The following is a 16,961-nucleotide window of genomic DNA, read 5'->3' on the forward strand; positions in this document are numbered from 1 at the left end:
CGGCGGCCTCGGCGTGCGTCATGCCCTCCTCCAGGGCGAGCAGCGCAAGCTCCACCACGTCCCTATCATACATGCGGACCCCCTTCCGGACGCGTGAATCGCGTCCAACTTTTCGTCCGCAGTCCCACCCCTTATGAGATTGAGGCAGCAGTGAGAAAAATTAGATAAACATCCTGCATGTACAGCCGTCACGGTGGACAGATATCCGACTACCCATCCGTAATATCCATGCTGACCTAACAAGCATCAAACACGCAGGCATCATTGATTTCTCCGCAGAGAAGCATACTGACGACAACCAATCCGCCATGCTATTAATCCGCCGTTTATCAGAAAAGGGATGTTTCACGTGAAACATCCCCTTTCGCCTCACATTATCAATAATTAAGCGGTGGCTCAAATGCATTCGTTGAGAACATCCAGAGAGAATCGCCCCGGATCACGCTCCCGGACTCAATACATCAAAACTGCGGCCTTTATTTCTTCGGACGGGTCAATGGCGTCTTTTGCGCTAAGCCTACTCGTCTCGGGAGTCGAATATGCGGCTTGGACACCTTTTCATAAACAATAATGCAGCGCTGTGACCCATCGCTTAATTCGAAAGCATCATGAATCACTTTCTTCAGCCCCAGAAGCTCTTCAATGTCATCCGCCATCGACAACTCCTCATGCGAGGGCTGAGCCTTATAGCACACAAGACGACCCTGCTTGCAAAGCAGCGGACATGCCAATTCCATCAGAGATGGAAGGGAGCTAAGAGCGCGCGCCGTCACGACCGAGAACTCGCCTTTTCGCTCCAGAGCAAGATCCTCGATGCGCCCGTCATATCCTTCGACCAAATCGCTCAAGTCTAAATCGGCCGCAACGTTCTCTAGGGCGCGCACTTTCTTTTTCACCGAGTCAACGAGAACCGTCTTTCTGCCCGTCATAATGCAGAGAGGAATGCCGGGGAATCCGCCACCAGTCCCAAGATCGCCATACAAGCCTTCAGGAGCTTCGTTCACATAGGGAAGCCCCGTAAGACTATCCTCCAGATGAAGAACCATTCCCTCTTCTTCAGAAGTGATGCGAGTCAGGTTCATCACTTGATTGACTTCCATGATCGCCCTTAGGTCTTTCACGAGGAGTGCCTCTTGGTTATCCGACACCGAAATGCCGTAACGGGACTCCATTAGATTAGTAAACGAGCTCATTAATACCTCTTTGCATAATTTGACGACAGTCATTTTCCTGTCCCATTGTGTGTCACCTAGATTACCACGCTCCAACACACTAGGTGTAAAGCATCGAATCCGCCTATCTATATTCCAAAACAAACAGCATGCCGATCGGCTGAATCAGATTGCGAGCATGGGGGGTCGAAGCAATAACGGCCCATCACCCCCTGGATAAAAAAAGGCTCCGACGCGATGTCGGAGCCTTTGAAATAGCTATCGCTGCATTTGCAACATCCGCATTAAAACCTGCGGATGATTATCTAGCGTCGAGGAATCACAACAACATGGCGAGCGCTGCCTTCGCCCTCAGATGCGGTCTCCACATCAGGATCGTTGCGCAGGGCCAGATGAACGATGCGACGCTCGTACGGAGTCATCGGTCGAAGCTTAATGCTACGCTGCTGATTGACCGCACGATTGGCGGCAGACTGAGCGATACTCTCGAGCTTTTGGCGCTGACGGTTCTTATACCCCTCAACATCAACCACAACGGGATAGCGGAAACCGAGAGTGCGCGTAGTGATGGCGGAAATAATGAATTGCAATGCATCGAGCGTCTTGCCGTGACGACCGATAAGGATGGCCAAGTTGTCACCGGTGATATCCAGAATCAACTCGCCTTCGTCGCCTTCATACTCGTCAATGGTAACCTCGCCCACATCGAAGTGTTTCAGAATACCCTGGAGCGCATCGATAGCGGTATCGGCAACCTTGTCCAGCTCCTCCTCGGTGAGTTCGACCGTCTCGGTATGAGGCGCATCGCCACGAGACGTTTCTTCCTGGATTTCGGATTCCTCAGTCATGATCTCTTCCTCGGCCATGACTCTTCCTTTCTCCCAATGCCTCGCCCCATGACGAAGCACGCGTTGTATTGCCCCTTGCTGGCACATCAAATTGGCCAGCATCGTCGCGGACCCCTTTCAAGAACTCCGCGACGCATGGTTAGCCGACAGGCGCGCGGCTTTTAACGCTTCTTGGTAGGACGCTTCTTCTTCACGCGACGCTCGACATCAACCTTCACGGGCTTCACGTCGATGGTCTCGGCCTCCTTGGCAGCCTCCTCCTTACGGAGAATACCCATGGTAATCTGCTGCTGAGCGATACCGATGATGGAAGACGCACCCCAGAACAGCAGAACGCCGGCGGGAGAGCCCCAGGAAATCCAGAGCATCATCAGCGTCATGATGGCGCCCATGATGATCATCTGGTTACGCTGCTGGGAATCGCTCTTGAGATTCTGCAGAATCATGGGCAAGAACGTGGCAAACGCAAAGACCAGCATCAAAACCAGATACGGCAGGAAGGCCAAGAAGCCCTGGGAGAACATATCTGCCGGAGTCTTGGTGAGGTCAGACACCAGTCCGTAGAACGTGTACTGAATATCGGGGTGCGATGCGCCAATCTCACGCAACGTTTGGAACATGGCGATGAAGATAGGCATCTGGAGCAGCATGGGCAGGCAGCCGGCCAAGGGGTTGAACTTGGTTTCGGCGTACAGCTTCTGCATCTCCTCCTGCTGACGCATGGGATCGTTGGCATATTTAGTCTGAATCTCCTTCATCAGAGGCTGGACCTTCTGCATCTGGAAACTCGACTTGATCTGCTTGTGCATGATGGGCGCCAAGATCAAGCGGAAGATAATCGTGATGATGATAATCGCGAGGCCCCAGTCGCCCACGACACCCTGGAAGAACTGAATACAGCTAAATATCCAGTCTTTGATTGCTTCCCACATAGACTTTCCTCTCTTGTATGGGACTGCCAACCGCATAAGCGGCATATTTCAGAGCGTATCCGCTGTCGAAAAGACAACGAGCGCCGAGTAGTTCGCCTAACGCCGCCTCCGGTCTTCAGGAACGGGGTCATACCCGCCCTTGCGGAAGGGATGGCATCGGCTGATGCGTCGCAGGGTAAGCCACCCGCCCCTTATGAGCCCGAACCGCTGAATGGCTATGAGCCCATACTCTGAACAAGTGGGGATATACCTGCATGCTGGAGGAAACATCGGCGAAATTGCACGCCGATAGAATCGGATGGCCGCCAGAGCCGCTCGCGCGGGAAGCGCTCGCAAAGAGGAAGCCACCGAATTCATGCCACATTCCCTCGATTCGTTCCCGCCCGGAGCATTATCGCGAAGCGGGATCGATGATATCCGCCTTGGCCAGTGCCTTCGCGCATGCGGATCGCACTTTGCCATACGATGCCTTCAGAATGGGAGATCGTGCCATAAAGGCGATGTCATATCCATCCCAAGGCCCACCGAGATCGCACACAATGGCACGCATGCGTCTCTTGGCGCTATTGCGCCACACCGCACATCCAAGCTTTTTTCCCGCAATAAAAGCAACACGACCATGATTGCGGTCATGGTCGTGTCGATCGCTCCGCTTCATGGCTAGCACAGTAATAAACGGAGTGCTGATTCTTTTGCCCTGCGAAAAAAGCAGTGATATGTCGGCGCTCGACTTGATGGTCGATTTCACACCGACACCTCGGCTTTACACGCAAAGACGCTTGCGGCCCTTAGCGCGGCGAGCAGCGAGGACGGCACGACCACCCTTGGTAGCCATACGGGCACGGAAGCCATGGGTCTTGGCGCGCTTGCGCTTATTGGGCTGATAGGTGCGCTTCATATCTTCTCCCTTTCACGGTCTGACAAAATCATCCTAAAGTGAATAGCCGCATAAGTATACCCCAACGCATTGCGATGTAAAGAACTATTTTCAAGGTGTGAAGACGCTCTGAAGTGCTGAAACGCATGTTTCAAACCCTCGGCAAGCCCCTTATCGACAAGAGATAGATTATTCTCGTATAAGAACAATAGATGTTGAAAACTTTTCTCATTTCCAATCTCCACAGAACCAAGACAGGGTTGAATAAACGCGTTTTTTCATCGCGGAATGCCCCTTGTGGAAAGAATCTTCGTAAACCCAGGCCTAAGAAAGTGGAAAATGAGGAAAACCCAGGATTTAAGCGTGTTTTTCGGTGGAAAAACCTCTGGAAAACGTTTCACGGACGGAATTTCCGATGCGAACGTCAAGGAAAAAACCTGGTGAAAAATTCTTATATATAGCGATTGACCTGGTGTTTTATAAAAGTTTCCAGTTTTTCCATCACATGAAACCCAATAAAGCGCAACCACAGCTGAAAAGCGTACAAACCCTCGATTTTTCGCTCTTGTTTTCCGGTTTTTCCCATATGTCAACCCGGAATTTCAAGTTTTCCGCTTTTTCTTTCCGACGTTTTCAATGTTTTCCACATTCGTTGAATAAAAAGTGGAAAACTCGGAAAAGCTCCGGTGGATAGCTATGAAATTTTCCACGTTTGGTTGAAAAACCCTTGGAAAACTTGCGCTGCGCCTATAGAATTGAGAAATCCATTCGGGAAAAGATTTTTTCCTTTTTCCGATAGAAAAAACCATATTGGAAAAATCAGAAAATTTGGGAAAAGCGTTGGAACACACATCAAACACACCACAAGACGCCCCGGATCAAGACGCTACGCTCAGCGCCGACTACACGCGTGCGCTCACATCCGCGCGCATCGCATGTTACGACGACCTCATGAGCGCGCCGCGTATCACTGAGATTCCGCCGAACACCACGGCGGAGTTCATCGAGGCCCTCGCATCAACCACCTACACCCAGGCCCAGCAGGCGGGCGGAAGCATTCCCTACACCGCAATTCGCGAGGTGAGCGAGAACTTCATCCACGCCCAGTTCCGCGAAATCATCGTGTCCATCCTGGACCACGGCAACACGATTCGCTTCTCCGACCAAGGCCCCGGCATTCCCCACAAGGAAAAAGCGCAGATGCCGGGATTTTCCTCTGCAACGGAGCCCATGAAACGCTACATCCGCGGCGTCGGGTCGGGGTTGCCCCTGGTCAAAGAGTACCTTTCGTTCAAGCACGGCCGCATCACCATCGAGGACAATCTCAAAAGCGGCGCCGTGGTAACCATTAGCGTATCGCCCGAGGAAGAAGACCGTCGTCCTATCTCTCAGAAGAAGCGCGGCGTTATCATCCCCGCGCTTACCGATCGTGAGAAAGACGTGCTGTTCCTGTTCATGCAGGAACATACGCTGCGCCTGACCGACATCAAAGACGAGCTGGGGCTAAGCCCCTCGACCGTGCACCGGATCCTCGGAAAGCTGGAAGAGCAGGGCATCATCGAGTCTGCCGGCAAAATGCGTGTGCTGACGGATTTCGGCAGCCAGGTTGCCAACCAGCTGTTCTAGCGACGGGGCCGAACCGTATTGCCACGCACGGAAACGAGAGCAAGGCGGTTCGACCGGAAGGGCTCCTCTCCCGTACAGCATGCAGGAGGGGGTCAACAGGGACCGAACTGGGCCTCCGGCAAAGACCCCTCGCAGCGACAAACGGAAAGGGAAGCATGGACGCAACGGGGTCCACGAAACACGAGATTACAGCCGCGCGACGCGCGGGAACGATAAAAAGGCGTAGATGCGCCGTAGATGGGACGATGGAGCGGGCGGCGAGGCTATAATTGCCCCTGCGGCACCGAGGGAGATTCGAGACGCTTATGGATTCGAGCAATCTTTACGATACATGGCAGCGCGTGACGGCGCAGGTAAAGGGGTATGAGAACGTGAACCCCGTGCAGGTTGACGCCTTCTTTGGGCGTCTGCAGCCGCAGGCCATTTCAGACGGGTTCCTGATTGTGACCGCCGATACCGAATTCATAAAGATGCAGGTGGAAAAACGCTTCATGACCGCCATTCAGCAGGCGCTGCGCGACCTGTTCGGCATCGATTACCTGGTGGAGATAGAGGTCGACCCCACAGCCGCTCCGGCGCCCGCGCCGGCTCCTGCCGCGGCACCCACCCCCGCACCCGCTCCCACGCCCACCGGGGCAACCGCATCCCCGGCTCCAAGCCCGGCGCCCACAATGACAGGCGAAGGAGCAGTCGCGCGAACTGCGGAAACCCAGGAATCCGAGTTGCGCCAGACGCGCGAGCCGGAAGCGTCGAGCCAGACCTTTACGGAAGGGCGAGCGCGCGAAGAACGCGTAGCAACCAGAGAGAGCGAGCGCACCACGCGCGAGGGCCGCCGCCCCAGCGACGATACGGGGCTCGCATCCTCGCTCACATTCGAGAATTTCGTCATCGGCGATTCAAACCGCCTGGCCTACTCTATGGCCGTCGCCGTAGCGGAGGCTCCGGGCAAGCCCAACCTGAACCCCCTGTTTATTTATGGAAAATCGGGGCTCGGTAAAACTCACCTGCTGCGCGCCATCCAAAACTACATCATCGAGACCAACCCGACCATGCACGTGGTGTACATCGATTCGTCGGAGTTCCTCTCCGACTACACCTCGGCCGTGGCGGCTCACGACAAGAATAAAGATAGCTATCAGAATTTCCAGAAGCGCTATCTTGACGCCGATGTGCTGCTCATTGACGACGTGCAGTACTTCCAGGGCAAATCCGCCACGGTGGACATCGTGTTCCAGCTGTTCAACAAGCTAACCGCCCAAGGGCACCAGGTGGTGCTTTCGGCTGACCGCGCGCCCAAGATGATCGACATCGACGAGCGTTACAAGAGCCGCTTCAATTCCGGCGGCACCTTCGACATCCAGCCGCCCGAGGTGGAAACAAAGCTCGGCATCATCAAGGGATTCATCGAAGAATACAAGCGCGCAGAGGACAGCTACGACTTCTATGTGCCCGAAGATATACAAATGTATATAGCCGAGATCTCGAGTTCCAACGTACGCGAGCTCAAAAGCGCCGTGACCAAGGTGATTTCGCAGATCACGTACTTCAACAACCCCGACATCACGCTGCCCGACGTGAAGCTGCTGCTCGAGAACCACTTCTCTTCAGGAATGACGCGCCGCCTCTCGGTGGGCGCCATTCAAAAGGAAGTTGAGCAGTTCTATAAAGTAAGCCATGCCGATCTGGTAGGCTCCAAGCGCTCGCGTAATATCATGTACGCGCGACAGGTGGCCATCTACCTCTGTCGGCAAATGCTCGATATCCCCTACAACGATATCGGCAAGAAATTCAACCGCGACCACTCAACGGTCATGTATTCGGTCGAAAAGATTGAAGACCGCCTGCGCGAGAGCCGCGAATTGCAGGAGGAGCTTGAGATCATCATCAAAAACATCCGGGAAAACTAAGGGAAAACCGGTGGAGGACGGTGGAAAGATTCCGATGTGCAAAAAGTCGGTGGAAACCGGAACAGGTTTTGCCTCTAACCTTAAGTCATAAAAAATGCACGATGACGAGGGGGAACGCATAGTTTTCACCTTTTCCACCGTGCTTATTACTACTACTATTCAATTAATTTAATTTAAAGAGGAAGGGAAGAAAAAAGATGAGATTCAACATCAACAAGAGCGAACTCCTCAATGCACTGACCATCGTGGCCAAGGGAGCCTCTACGCGCTCGGTTCTTCCTGTGCTTTCAGGCGTATATATCAAAGCAGAGGGAGCAGGCCTGACGCTGCAGACCACCGACCTTGAGCGATCCATTCGCTATGACGTCATGGCGCTCGTGGAAGAGCCGGGCGAGACGGTTATCCCGGAGAAGCTTCTCCTTGATATCGTGAAGAACCTTCCCGATGCTGCGGTTGAGTTTAAAACCGACAACGGAAGCGTGGCGGTTTCCTGCGATTCGGCGTCGTATATGCTCAAGACGCTCGACCCGAAGGATTTCCCCGCTTTCCCCGAAGTGAACGTGAAGAACCGCATCATGGTGCCGTTCTCGGAGTTCTGCAAGATGGTCAAGCGCGTGGCAAAGGTGGTATCGAAGGACCAGAGCCGCGTGGTGATGACGGGCGTGCTCATCTCCACCACCGATTCGGGCTTGCGCATGGTCGCCACCGACTCCTACCGCCTGGCGATTTGCGACGTGGCGGCCCCCGGCGTGGAGGAGGGTTTCGAGGCCATAGTGTCGGGCGCATTCCTTCAGGAGGTGGCGAGCTTGCCCGCCTTGGCGGATTCCATCGAAATCGGCCTGTCGGAGAACCAGGTGGTGTTCGAATTCCAGAAGATGGTGCTCATCAACCGTCGCATCGAGGGCAGCTTCCCCAACTATCGTCAGCTCATCCCCGATAGCTATGTGACCAAGACGTGCTTCACCACGTCTGATCTGATTACGGCGGTGCGCCGCGTAAGCTTGATCAGCGGCCCCACCGAGCCGGTCAAGTTCGATATCAACAAGGACGCCAAGAACGCGCTGATCACGAGTATGTCGCAGGATGTGGGCACCGCAGAGGAAATTCTGCCGTGCGAGGTGTCGGGCGATAACGCGCTGATTGCGTTCAACCATCAGTACGTGCTCGACGGCCTTACCTCGGTGGGCACCTCGCAGGTGTTCCTCGAAACGCAGTCGTCGCTCAAGCCGGGCATTTTCAAATCGGCTGGTGACGAGAGCTTCCTGTATCTGGTCATGCCGGTGCGCATTTCGTAAAGGCGCCGACGTGGCCGAAGAGGAGAGAATTTCGGAAGCGCAAGACGCGTCGGGCGCGGGTGGCGAGGCGTTCTCGTCGGACCTGCGCATCCGCGAGCTGCGATTCGATGAATTTAGAAGCTACGAACGATTTGAGCTCGGCGACGTGGGCGACCTCACGGTGTTCGTTGGACCCAACGCATCGGGCAAGACCAATGCGGTCGAAGGCATTCAGCTTTTGACCGCATTCGGATCGTTTCGCGGCGCCAAATCCAAGGAGCTTATCCGCTGGGGAGCCGACCAGGCGGTGCTTCGCGCGAGGATTCTGTCCGACACGCGCGATTTAGACGTGCGTCACGTACTGCAGCCGGGGCATAGGAGCTGCCTGCTCAACGGCAAACGAAAGACGGTCCAGGATATGCAGGGCGTGCTGCCTTCGGTCACGTTCTCGCCCGACGATTTGGTGCTGGTGAAAGGCGCGCAGACGCACCGCCGCGCAGCGCTCGACCTTTTGGGCTGCCAGCTTTCGCGCAGCCATCGCATTCTGAAGCGGGACTACGAACGCATCGTGCGGCACAAGAACGCTCTTTTGCGCGATGGGGCCGACACCCTTTTGCTGATGAGCGTCGACGACATGATGGCGGTTCCGGCGGTGCAGCTGTATCTGTATCGTTCGGCGCTGTTCCGCAATCTTTCCGCCCGCATCGCCCGCGCCTACGCTTCCATCACGCGGGGCGAAGAGCGGGTGGAGATGGGATACGTGCCTTCATGGGAGGATGAGTCGGTCAAACAGGCCGCCTCTTGGGCGCCCATGAGATTCGAGTACGACAAGGCGCAGGCGCTCGAGGCGTTTGCCCAGGCGCTCGAGGCCAGGCGCGCCGAAGAGGCGGCGCGCAAGCGGGCGTGCGTGGGGCCGCATGCTGATCGCATCGAGTTTTTCATCGATGGTCGAAACGCCGCGATGTACGCATCGCAGGGCCAGCAGCGTTCGCTCGTGCTAGCATGGAAAATCGCCGAGGTGGGATTGGTGCGCGAGATGGCGGGGGTGAGCCCCGTATTGCTGCTGGATGACGTGATGAGCGAGCTCGACGCCTCGCGCCGCCATGCGCTGGTGAGCCTGCTGCGCCAGGATATCCAGACGTTTATCACCACCACCGAGACCGCGTTTTTCGAGGACGATATCATGGAGCGCGCGAACGTGGTTCGATTGGGGTAGCCCGAGGAGGTGCCGCATGTCCAACAGGATGATGCCGTTTTCGTCGGCTTTGGGCCGGTCGCTGCGCCAGGCGGCCGAAAGCGACGTGCTTGCTGCCAAGGCCGCCCGCGCCAACAGGGTTAAGCAAATGTGGCGCTCGGTGGTAGAAATTTGCTGCCGCCCCAACGCCCAGGCGTTTCTCGATCACACCAATTCCGTGTACATCATCCGCGAGGGCGAAGGCGACACCCGGCGCAAGGTTCTCATCGTGTACGTGGACGAAAGCATCTTTGCGGCCGAGCTGAACGCGCGGCGCGAAATGATTAAGCTCAAGCTTCTCGAGCGTTTTGGCGAGGAAATATCCGAGTTCCGCATCCTTATCTCGCGCGGGAAGTACAAGGAGAACCATCCGTATCGTGAAAAAACGCTCGATTATCTGCCTCCTACGCCTGAGCGGCGCCCTCTTCCCCCTGAGGAGGTGGAAAGCATTCGCGAGCGTGCCGAGGCTATCGAAGACAAACGCATGCGTGAGGCGCTGTTAAAAGCGATGATTTCAGGCCTCGAGCGTAAATCCGAAGAAGATGACGAAAACGAGCAAAATCGCCGCTCCTAGAGGCTTGTGGAGGTTTATGAGATACAAGCCGGGGGCGCGTATGGAACCCCATGTTTCTGATACAATTAGAAAGTTCGCGCAAACGCGTTCAGAACTGCCGCCCGCAACGCGATTCGAGAGCTGTTCGAGCCTCGAAAATCGCATCGTTCATATCGGTTTTCAACCGACTGAAGCTGCGCAACGGAGGCGGTGTTTCACGTGAAAACCCATACCGGCGCATCGGCGTCGGTCGAGTGGAAGAAGGGGGTAATACGTGTCCGAGAAAAAACCCGGCCACTACGATGGCTCGGACATCCAGGTGCTTGAAGGCCTGGAGGCCGTCCGCAAACGCCCCGGCATGTACATCGGCTCCACAGGCCCGCGCGGCCTGCATCACCTGGTGTACGAGGTCGTGGATAATTCCGTCGACGAGGCCCTTGCGGGGTTCTGCACCAAAATCGACGTGACCATCCACGAGGATAACTCCATCACGGTTGCCGACAACGGCCGCGGCATTCCCGTTGATGAGCACCCCAAGGAAAAAATGCCCACGGTAGAGGTCGTTCTGACCATCCTGCATGCCGGCGGTAAGTTCGGCGGCGAGGGCTATAAGGTATCCGGCGGCCTGCACGGCGTAGGCGTTTCCTGCGTGAATGCGCTTTCTACCCGTATGGAGGTAGAAGTGAAGCGCGACGGCAGCCTGTATGCCATCGCATTCGAGCGCGGAAAGACCGTGGAAAAACTCGAGCGCATCGGCAACGCCAATGGCACGGGCACCAAGACCACGTTCTGGCCCGACCCCGAGATTTTCACCGACACCACGGTGTACGACTACGACACGCTTGCCAATCGCTTCCGCGAGATGGCATTCCTCAACAAGGGCCTGCATATCCAGCTGACCGATGAGCGCCAACTGGATGACGATGGCAAGCCTAGGAGCGAGGCGTTCCAATACGCCGGCGGCATCGTCGACTTCGTGACGTATCTGAACAAGGGGAAGGAAACGCTCAACAGCCCCATCTATTTCGAGGCCGAGAGCGACGACGGAACAGTCGAGGTGGCCATGCAATGGTCGTCTAGCTATTCCTCAAGCGGCGTGATGGCGTTTGCCAACAACATCAACACGCACGAGGGCGGCACGCATCTCGACGGCTTCAAGAATGCGCTCACGCGCACTATCAACGAATACGCCCGCGCTCACGGTATCCTCAAGGAGAAGGACAACAATCTCTCCGGTGACGATACGCGAGAGGGCTTGGCTGCTGTCATTAGCGTGAAGCTTCACGATCCGCAGTTCGAGGGCCAGACCAAGACCAAGCTGGGCAACACCGAGATTCGCGGTCTGGTGCAGGGCGCGGTGACCAAAGCGCTCTCCGAGTACCTCGAAGAGAACCCTGCGCCCGCAAAACGCATCATCGGCAAGGCCACGCAGGCGCTCAAGGCTCGCGAGGCGGCGCGCAAGGCTCGCGAAATGACCCGCCGCAAGGGCGTACTCGACAGTTTCAGCATGCCGGGCAAGCTTGCCGACTGTTCGAGCAAAGATCCCGCGCTCTCCGAAATCTTCATTGTAGAGGGCGATTCCGCAGGTGGTTCGGCCAAGCAGGCTCGCGATCGCAAGTATCAGGCCATCCTGCCCCTGCGCGGCAAAATCCTCAACGTGGAGCGCGCGGGCCTTCATCGCGCGCTTTCCAGCGACACCATTTCCAGCCTGATTACCGCAATCGGGACCAATATCGGCGAAGACTACAACGGCGATGCCGCTCGCTACCACCGCATCATCATCATGACCGATGCCGATGTTGACGGCGCGCATATTCGCTGTCTGCTGCTGACGTTCTTCTATCGCTACATGCCCGACCTAATCAGCCGCGGCTACATCTATATCGCGCAGCCGCCGCTGTACGGTCTGAAGAAGAAGAACTCCAAGAGCGGCAAGATTCTGAAGTACCTGTTCAACGACGAGGCCAAAGACAAGCTTATGGCCGAGCTTGGCGACGACGCCGACAAGTACGACATGCAGCGTTACAAGGGTCTGGGCGAGATGGACCCCGAACAGCTTTGGGAAACCACGATGGAGCCCGAGACGCGCACGCTGCTGCAGGTGAGCATCGAGGACGCCGCAGCTGCCGAGCTTGCCGTGTCCGAGCTTATGGGCGACCAGGTTGAACCTCGCAAGGAGTTCATCCAGCGCCACGCTCGCGACGTTCGTTTCCTGGATATTTAAGGTTCCGTCGTTCTGGCGAACCAGAAACGGGCGGGAGCAGGGGAGAGGCTCCATGCTCAAACAGTCCTGGCTCGCACGAAAGCCACATTGAGTGGCTTTCGGCTCGTGCGGAACTGCGCGTGGAACCTCTCCCCTGTTCCCGCTCACGACTATTTTGGCAACCGCAAGGCTGCTTTGGTAGGTAGAAAGATAGGAGTAACGTGGCTGACAACACAACCATTGAGGCGGCGGAAACCGGCGCGGCCGGCATTCAAGCCGCCGAGCTGGGACGCGAGATGCGCACGTCGTTCCTCGAGTATTCGATGAGCGTCATCATGTCGCGCGCGTTGCCCGATGTGCGCGACGGTTTGAAGCCGGTGCATCGCCGTATTCTGTACGCGATGTACGACAGCGGCATCACGCCCAGCCGCCCGCACAGCAAATCCGCCCGTACCGTGGGCGACGTGATTGGCAAGTACCATCCGCACGGCGATTTCGCGGTGTACGACACCATGGTGCGCCTTGCCCAGGACTTCTCCATGCGCGTGCCGTTGGTGGACGGCCATGGCAACTTCGGTAGCATCGACGGCGACAGCGCCGCCGCCATGCGTTACACCGAGGCCCGCCTGGCCAAACCCGCCATGGAGCTTTTGCGCGACTTGGAGAAAGAGACGGTCGACTGGCGTCCTAACTACGATGAAAGCCTGCAGGAGCCCGAGGTTTTGCCGGCTCGTTTCCCCAACCTGCTGGTGAACGGCTCCAACGGTATCGCCGTAGGCATGGCTACCAATATTCCGCCGCACAACCTGGGCGAGACCATCGATGCCGTGTGTGTGATGCTCGACAACCCCGATGCAACCACCGAGGAAATCATGACGGTGCTCCCTGGCCCCGACTTTCCTACCGGCGGCATCATCATGGGTCGCAAGGGAATTATAGACGCGTATGAAACGGGTCGCGGCAGCCTGACCATTCGAGCAAAGTGCAAGGTGGAAGAGGGCAAGAACGGCAAGAGCTCCATCGTGGTGACCGAGATTCCTTATCAGGTCAACCGCACCAACCTGATGACCAAGCTGGGCGAGCTCATCCGCGAGAAGAAGCTGCCCGAGATTGCCAACGTGCATGACGGCGCCGATCGCAACAGCCCCGTGGACATCATCATCGAGCTCAAGCAGAACGCCATTCCGCAGGTGGTTCTCAACAAGCTTTACAAGCACACGCAGCTTCAGGTGGGCTGGGGCGTTAACATGCTCGCCCTGGTGGACGGCGTGCCTCACACGCTCTCGCTCAAGGAGATGCTGTTCCACTACATCAAGCACCAGGAAGACGTGGTAACTCGTCGCACGCGCTTCGACCTGCGCAAGGCCGAGGAGCGCGCCCATATCCTGGAAGGCCTGCTCGTCGCCCTTGACCACATCGATGAGGTTATCGCCATCATTCGCGGTTCCCAGACCGACAAAGAGGCTGCCGCCAAGTTGATGGAGCGCTTCGGGCTTTCCGAGGCGCAGACCTCCGCTATCCTCGAGATGCGCCTGCGCCGCCTGACCGGCTTGGAGCGTCACAAGATCGAGGAAGAACTGGCCGAGCTCAAGGAGAAGATCGACTACTATAAGCGCATTCTCGCCGACCCGGAGCTCCTGCGCCAGGTCATCAAGGAAGAGCTGCAAGAGATCAAGCAGAAGTACAACACCCCGCGCCGTACCCGCATCTCCGGCCAGGCCAAAGACCTCGACGTCGAGGACCTCATCGCCGAAGAGGACATGGTGGTCACGGTGACCAAGGCGGGTTATGTCAAGCGTCTGCCGGTGGACACGTATCGCCAGCAAAAACGCGGCGGCAAGGGCATGCAGGGCGTTAACCTGAAGGACAACGACTTCGTTGAGCACCTGTTCGTGGCGTCCACGCATAGCTATATGCTGTTCTTCAGCACGCGCGGCAAGGTGTATCGCCTGAAGGTGTACGAGCTGCCCGAGGCAAGCCGCCATGCACGCGGCACCGCCATCGTTAACCTGTTGCCGCTCGAGCCCGGCGAGACCATCAGCGCCATTATCGCCACGAAGGACTTCCCCGAGGACGAGTACCTGATGTTCGGTACCGAGCAGGGCATGGTGAAGAAGACCTCCATGAGCCTGTACGACCGCTCGCGCCGCGACGGGTTGATCGCCATCAACCTCAAAGAGGGTGACAGCCTGATCGCCGTGCGTCGTGTGAAGCCCGGCGAGAAAGTGGTGATGGTGTCAAGCGCCGGCAAGGCCATCATGTGGGAAGAATCTGAGACCCGCGCAATGGGTCGCGACACCATGGGCGTGCGCGGCATGACGGTGCCTGCGGGTGTGAGCGTATTGGGCATGGAAATCGCGCGCCCCGGCACCGAGCTTTTCGTAATCACCGAGAAGGGCTACGGCAAGCGCACTCCGATGAGCGAATATCCTACCCACCACCGCGGCGGCCAGGGCGTGTTTACCATCACGATGACCCAGAAGAAGGGTCTGCTTACCGGTATGAAGGTGGTCGAGCCCGCTGACGAGCTGATGATCATCTCCGAGGACGGCGTGGTTATCCGCACCTCCGTCGAGGACATCAGCCAGCTGGGCCGTTCTACGCAGGGCGTGCACGTGATGAACGTTGCCGAAGGGGACAAGGTGTGCGCCGTTGCCATTGCCACCGAGGGCTCTAAGCGCAAAGAAGGCGACTTCGTTGATGACGAGTCGATTGAGGCCGGTGCCGATTCCGACGTAACCGATGACGGTTTGGAGCAGGAAGCGCCGGCGGTCGATTTCGACGATGACATCGATGACGAGGAAGATGGCGAAGAATAGGACTGTCTAACCGCAGCTGAGCGCGGCTAAGCGTCTGGGAGCCCGATGCCGCTCACGATGAGGGCCCGAATTCGAAAGAGTTCGGGCCTTTTGCGTGCGTCGATCGATGTGGCGTAGGGTATAGGATGGTGCGCTTGAGTCCTATAATAAGGTGCGTCGAGTGAGAGATGCTACAAGGAGGGGGATAGCATGTTCACGCCCGAGCCGCTAAAAGGCCGCGCTTTTTTCGTGTCGCCCGAGACGCAGGCGCGCACGGCGCGAGCCGAACGCATGTTCGTACGCATGGAAAGCAAGGCGCAGGAAGGCGCTATGGGGGTAGCCTTGCGACGGGCGCTCGCTCGGCTCGAGGCCGTATCCACCATCCGCATCGAGGGCAAGCGGCCGCGCGTGAAGGCGATACTCTTTCTCGAGTCGGTTCTCGATGAACGCACCGCACTGACCGACGAGAAGCTCCAATCGACCGACGCGTTCGATTTCGAAGGGGCGAATGACCGCGAAGTGGCGGTTGAGGTGGTTCGCTATGTTCAGGCGCTGGAGCATATCTATAGAGGCGACGGCGCCAGGCCTTTCGGTGTGGAGGAATTGCTGGATATCCATTCAATCGTTCTCCATGGAAAGCCAGCGAACGAGACTGGCTCCACGCTTCGTCGAAGCCCGTTTCGCCTGGATTCGGAAGTGGGGGCGAAAGCGTATGCGCCGCCGAGCCCTCAACGCATCCCTGCGCTTGTCGAAGATTTATGCATGTTCATAAATCGCCAGGAATACGCCCCTACCGCCCAGTCGGCCATCGCGCATTTTCAATTCGAAAGCATCAAGCCGTTCAAATCGGGGATGGATAAAACGGGACGGCTTATGTGTCATGCCGTATTTCACCGCCAGGGCCTTGCCCGCTCCATCATCGCCCCCATCGGGTTGGAGCCCGCGATAGATACAAAGAGCCATGCCGAGCTTCTGATGCCGTATCATTTCGGCAAGAGCGTAGATGGGCAGAACCTTGGAAAGCACCTAAACAGGTGGATCGAGTTCTGCGCATGGTCTGAGGAGGTCTCCATCCGTACGGCCGATGCCTTTTTAGATGCCATGCTCAGGCTGAAAGACGCCTGGTACGAGGAACTTGGCCGTCCAAACAAGGGGTCGGCCGCCATGGCGTTAATCACGCTTTTGCCTGGTGTGCCCGTGCTTACGGCAAGCCAGGCGGCGCGTTTGTCCGGGAAAAGCGTGACCGCCGTGCATGATGCGTTCGCGCGCCTTGAGGCTGCGGGCATCGTCGAGGTGGTTGAAACGTCGCAGCGAAACCGCGTGTTCTCCGCCCCTCGCGCCGTGACCCTTTTCGAGGAGCTTGTGAACAAGTTGGTTCCTAATGACCCCGTGGCGCGAAACTCGTTCGTTCCGAGTTTTTTCATTTCCTGAAAATTGTCCTCAACATATCCCCTCCTCTTTATACTGCATGGTAAGGAGGGGGAAGAAAAGCGCAGTTCAGCGCTTAGTTTTCTATGCCTTTTCCCTCTTTGATCCT

The 16,961-nt window shown here is 56.9% G+C and carries 14 protein-coding genes; 8 read left to right on the forward strand and 6 right to left on the reverse strand.

Going from position 1 to position 16,961, the window contains the following annotated elements; all coding sequences use genetic code 11:
* Positions 1–476: 476 nt before the first annotated feature.
* The 6 genes from rsmG to rpmH form a co-directional block, all read right to left on the reverse strand.
* A complete protein-coding gene (gene rsmG, locus DMP06_RS10145; RefSeq protein ID WP_123209627.1) occupies positions 477–1,193 on the reverse strand; it encodes a 16S rRNA (guanine(527)-N(7))-methyltransferase RsmG in 717 nt (238 codons plus the stop codon).
* Between the two features lie 284 nt (positions 1,194–1,477).
* Positions 1,478–2,038: a Jag family protein gene (locus DMP06_RS10150; RefSeq protein WP_123209628.1), complete on the reverse strand. Its 561-nt coding sequence runs from the start codon at positions 2,036–2,038 to the stop codon at positions 1,478–1,480.
* A gap of 143 nt (positions 2,039–2,181) precedes the next feature.
* Positions 2,182–2,952, reverse strand: a complete 771-nt coding sequence (locus DMP06_RS10155; protein ID WP_123209629.1) for a YidC/Oxa1 family membrane protein insertase — start codon at positions 2,950–2,952, stop codon at positions 2,182–2,184.
* A gap of 96 nt (positions 2,953–3,048) precedes the next feature.
* The gene (gene yidD / locus DMP06_RS10160) at positions 3,049–3,414 is read right to left on the reverse strand and encodes a membrane protein insertion efficiency factor YidD (protein WP_452586286.1); all 366 of its coding nucleotides are present in this window, start codon (positions 3,412–3,414) and stop codon (positions 3,049–3,051) included.
* Entirely contained in the window at positions 3,344–3,700 is a 357-nt protein-coding gene (gene rnpA / locus DMP06_RS10165; RefSeq protein WP_123209631.1) for a ribonuclease P protein component, read from the reverse strand. Before rnpA ends, yidD begins: the two co-directional genes overlap by 71 nt.
* A 15-nt stretch (positions 3,701–3,715) precedes the next feature.
* Positions 3,716–3,850, reverse strand: a complete 135-nt coding sequence (gene rpmH / locus DMP06_RS10170) for a 50S ribosomal protein L34 (RefSeq protein ID WP_123209632.1) — start codon at positions 3,848–3,850, stop codon at positions 3,716–3,718.
* An 819-nt stretch (positions 3,851–4,669) separates the two neighbouring features.
* Here rpmH and DMP06_RS10175 point away from each other — a divergent pair.
* From DMP06_RS10175 to DMP06_RS10210, 8 genes are all read left to right on the forward strand, one after another.
* Complete coding sequence (locus DMP06_RS10175; RefSeq protein WP_245962487.1) at positions 4,670–5,455, forward strand: ATP-binding protein; 786 nt, start codon at positions 4,670–4,672, stop codon at positions 5,453–5,455.
* Between the two features lie 305 nt (positions 5,456–5,760).
* The gene (dnaA, locus tag DMP06_RS10180) at positions 5,761–7,362 is read left to right on the forward strand and encodes a chromosomal replication initiator protein DnaA (RefSeq protein WP_123209633.1); all 1,602 of its coding nucleotides are present in this window, start codon (positions 5,761–5,763) and stop codon (positions 7,360–7,362) included.
* Positions 7,363–7,559: 197 nt separating this feature from the next.
* A complete protein-coding gene (gene dnaN / locus DMP06_RS10185; protein WP_123209634.1) occupies positions 7,560–8,657 on the forward strand; it encodes a DNA polymerase III subunit beta in 1,098 nt (365 codons plus the stop codon).
* Between the two features lie 10 nt (positions 8,658–8,667).
* Complete coding sequence (gene recF / locus DMP06_RS10190) at positions 8,668–9,852, forward strand: DNA replication/repair protein RecF (RefSeq protein ID WP_245962488.1); 1,185 nt, start codon at positions 8,668–8,670, stop codon at positions 9,850–9,852.
* A 16-nt stretch (positions 9,853–9,868) separates the two neighbouring features.
* Positions 9,869–10,444: a DciA family protein gene (locus DMP06_RS10195; protein ID WP_123209635.1), complete on the forward strand. Its 576-nt coding sequence runs from the start codon at positions 9,869–9,871 to the stop codon at positions 10,442–10,444.
* A gap of 253 nt (positions 10,445–10,697) precedes the next feature.
* A complete protein-coding gene (gene gyrB / locus DMP06_RS10200) occupies positions 10,698–12,647 on the forward strand; it encodes a DNA topoisomerase (ATP-hydrolyzing) subunit B (protein ID WP_123209636.1) in 1,950 nt (649 codons plus the stop codon).
* Positions 12,648–12,847: 200 nt separating this feature from the next.
* Positions 12,848–15,445 carry a DNA gyrase subunit A gene (gene gyrA, locus DMP06_RS10205; RefSeq protein ID WP_123209637.1) on the forward strand — a complete coding sequence of 866 codons (2,598 nt, stop codon included), beginning with the start codon at positions 12,848–12,850 and terminating at the stop codon, positions 15,443–15,445.
* 189 nt (positions 15,446–15,634) lie between these two features.
* The gene (locus DMP06_RS10210) at positions 15,635–16,855 is read left to right on the forward strand and encodes a Fic family protein (protein WP_123209638.1); all 1,221 of its coding nucleotides are present in this window, start codon (positions 15,635–15,637) and stop codon (positions 16,853–16,855) included.
* Positions 16,856–16,961: the final 106 nt, after the last annotated feature.

The organism is Slackia equolifaciens (assembly GCF_003725995.1).
GTDB lineage: Bacteria > Actinomycetota > Coriobacteriia > Coriobacteriales > Eggerthellaceae > Slackia > Slackia equolifaciens.

Excerpts from the sequence above, each read along its gene's own strand:
- rsmG (WP_123209627.1), bottom strand. The coding sequence starts at position 1,193 with ATGAGCTCGTTTACTAATCTAATGGAGTCCCGTTACGGCATTTCGGTG.
- DMP06_RS10150 (WP_123209628.1), bottom strand. The coding sequence starts at position 2,038 with ATGGCCGAGGAAGAGATCATGACTGAGGAATCCGAAATCCAGGAAGAA.
- DMP06_RS10155 (WP_123209629.1), bottom strand. The coding sequence starts at position 2,952 with ATGTGGGAAGCAATCAAAGACTGGATATTTAGCTGTATTCAGTTCTTC.
- yidD (WP_452586286.1), bottom strand. The coding sequence starts at position 3,414 with ATGGCAAAGTGCGATCCGCATGCGCGAAGGCACTGGCCAAGGCGGATA.
- rpmH (WP_123209632.1), bottom strand. The coding sequence starts at position 3,850 with ATGAAGCGCACCTATCAGCCCAATAAGCGCAAGCGCGCCAAGACCCAT.
- dnaA (WP_123209633.1), top strand. The coding sequence starts at position 5,761 with ATGGATTCGAGCAATCTTTACGATACATGGCAGCGCGTGACGGCGCAG.
- dnaN (WP_123209634.1), top strand. The coding sequence starts at position 7,560 with ATGAGATTCAACATCAACAAGAGCGAACTCCTCAATGCACTGACCATC.
- DMP06_RS10195 (WP_123209635.1), top strand. The coding sequence starts at position 9,869 with ATGTCCAACAGGATGATGCCGTTTTCGTCGGCTTTGGGCCGGTCGCTG.
- DMP06_RS10210 (WP_123209638.1), top strand. The coding sequence starts at position 15,635 with ATGTTCACGCCCGAGCCGCTAAAAGGCCGCGCTTTTTTCGTGTCGCCC.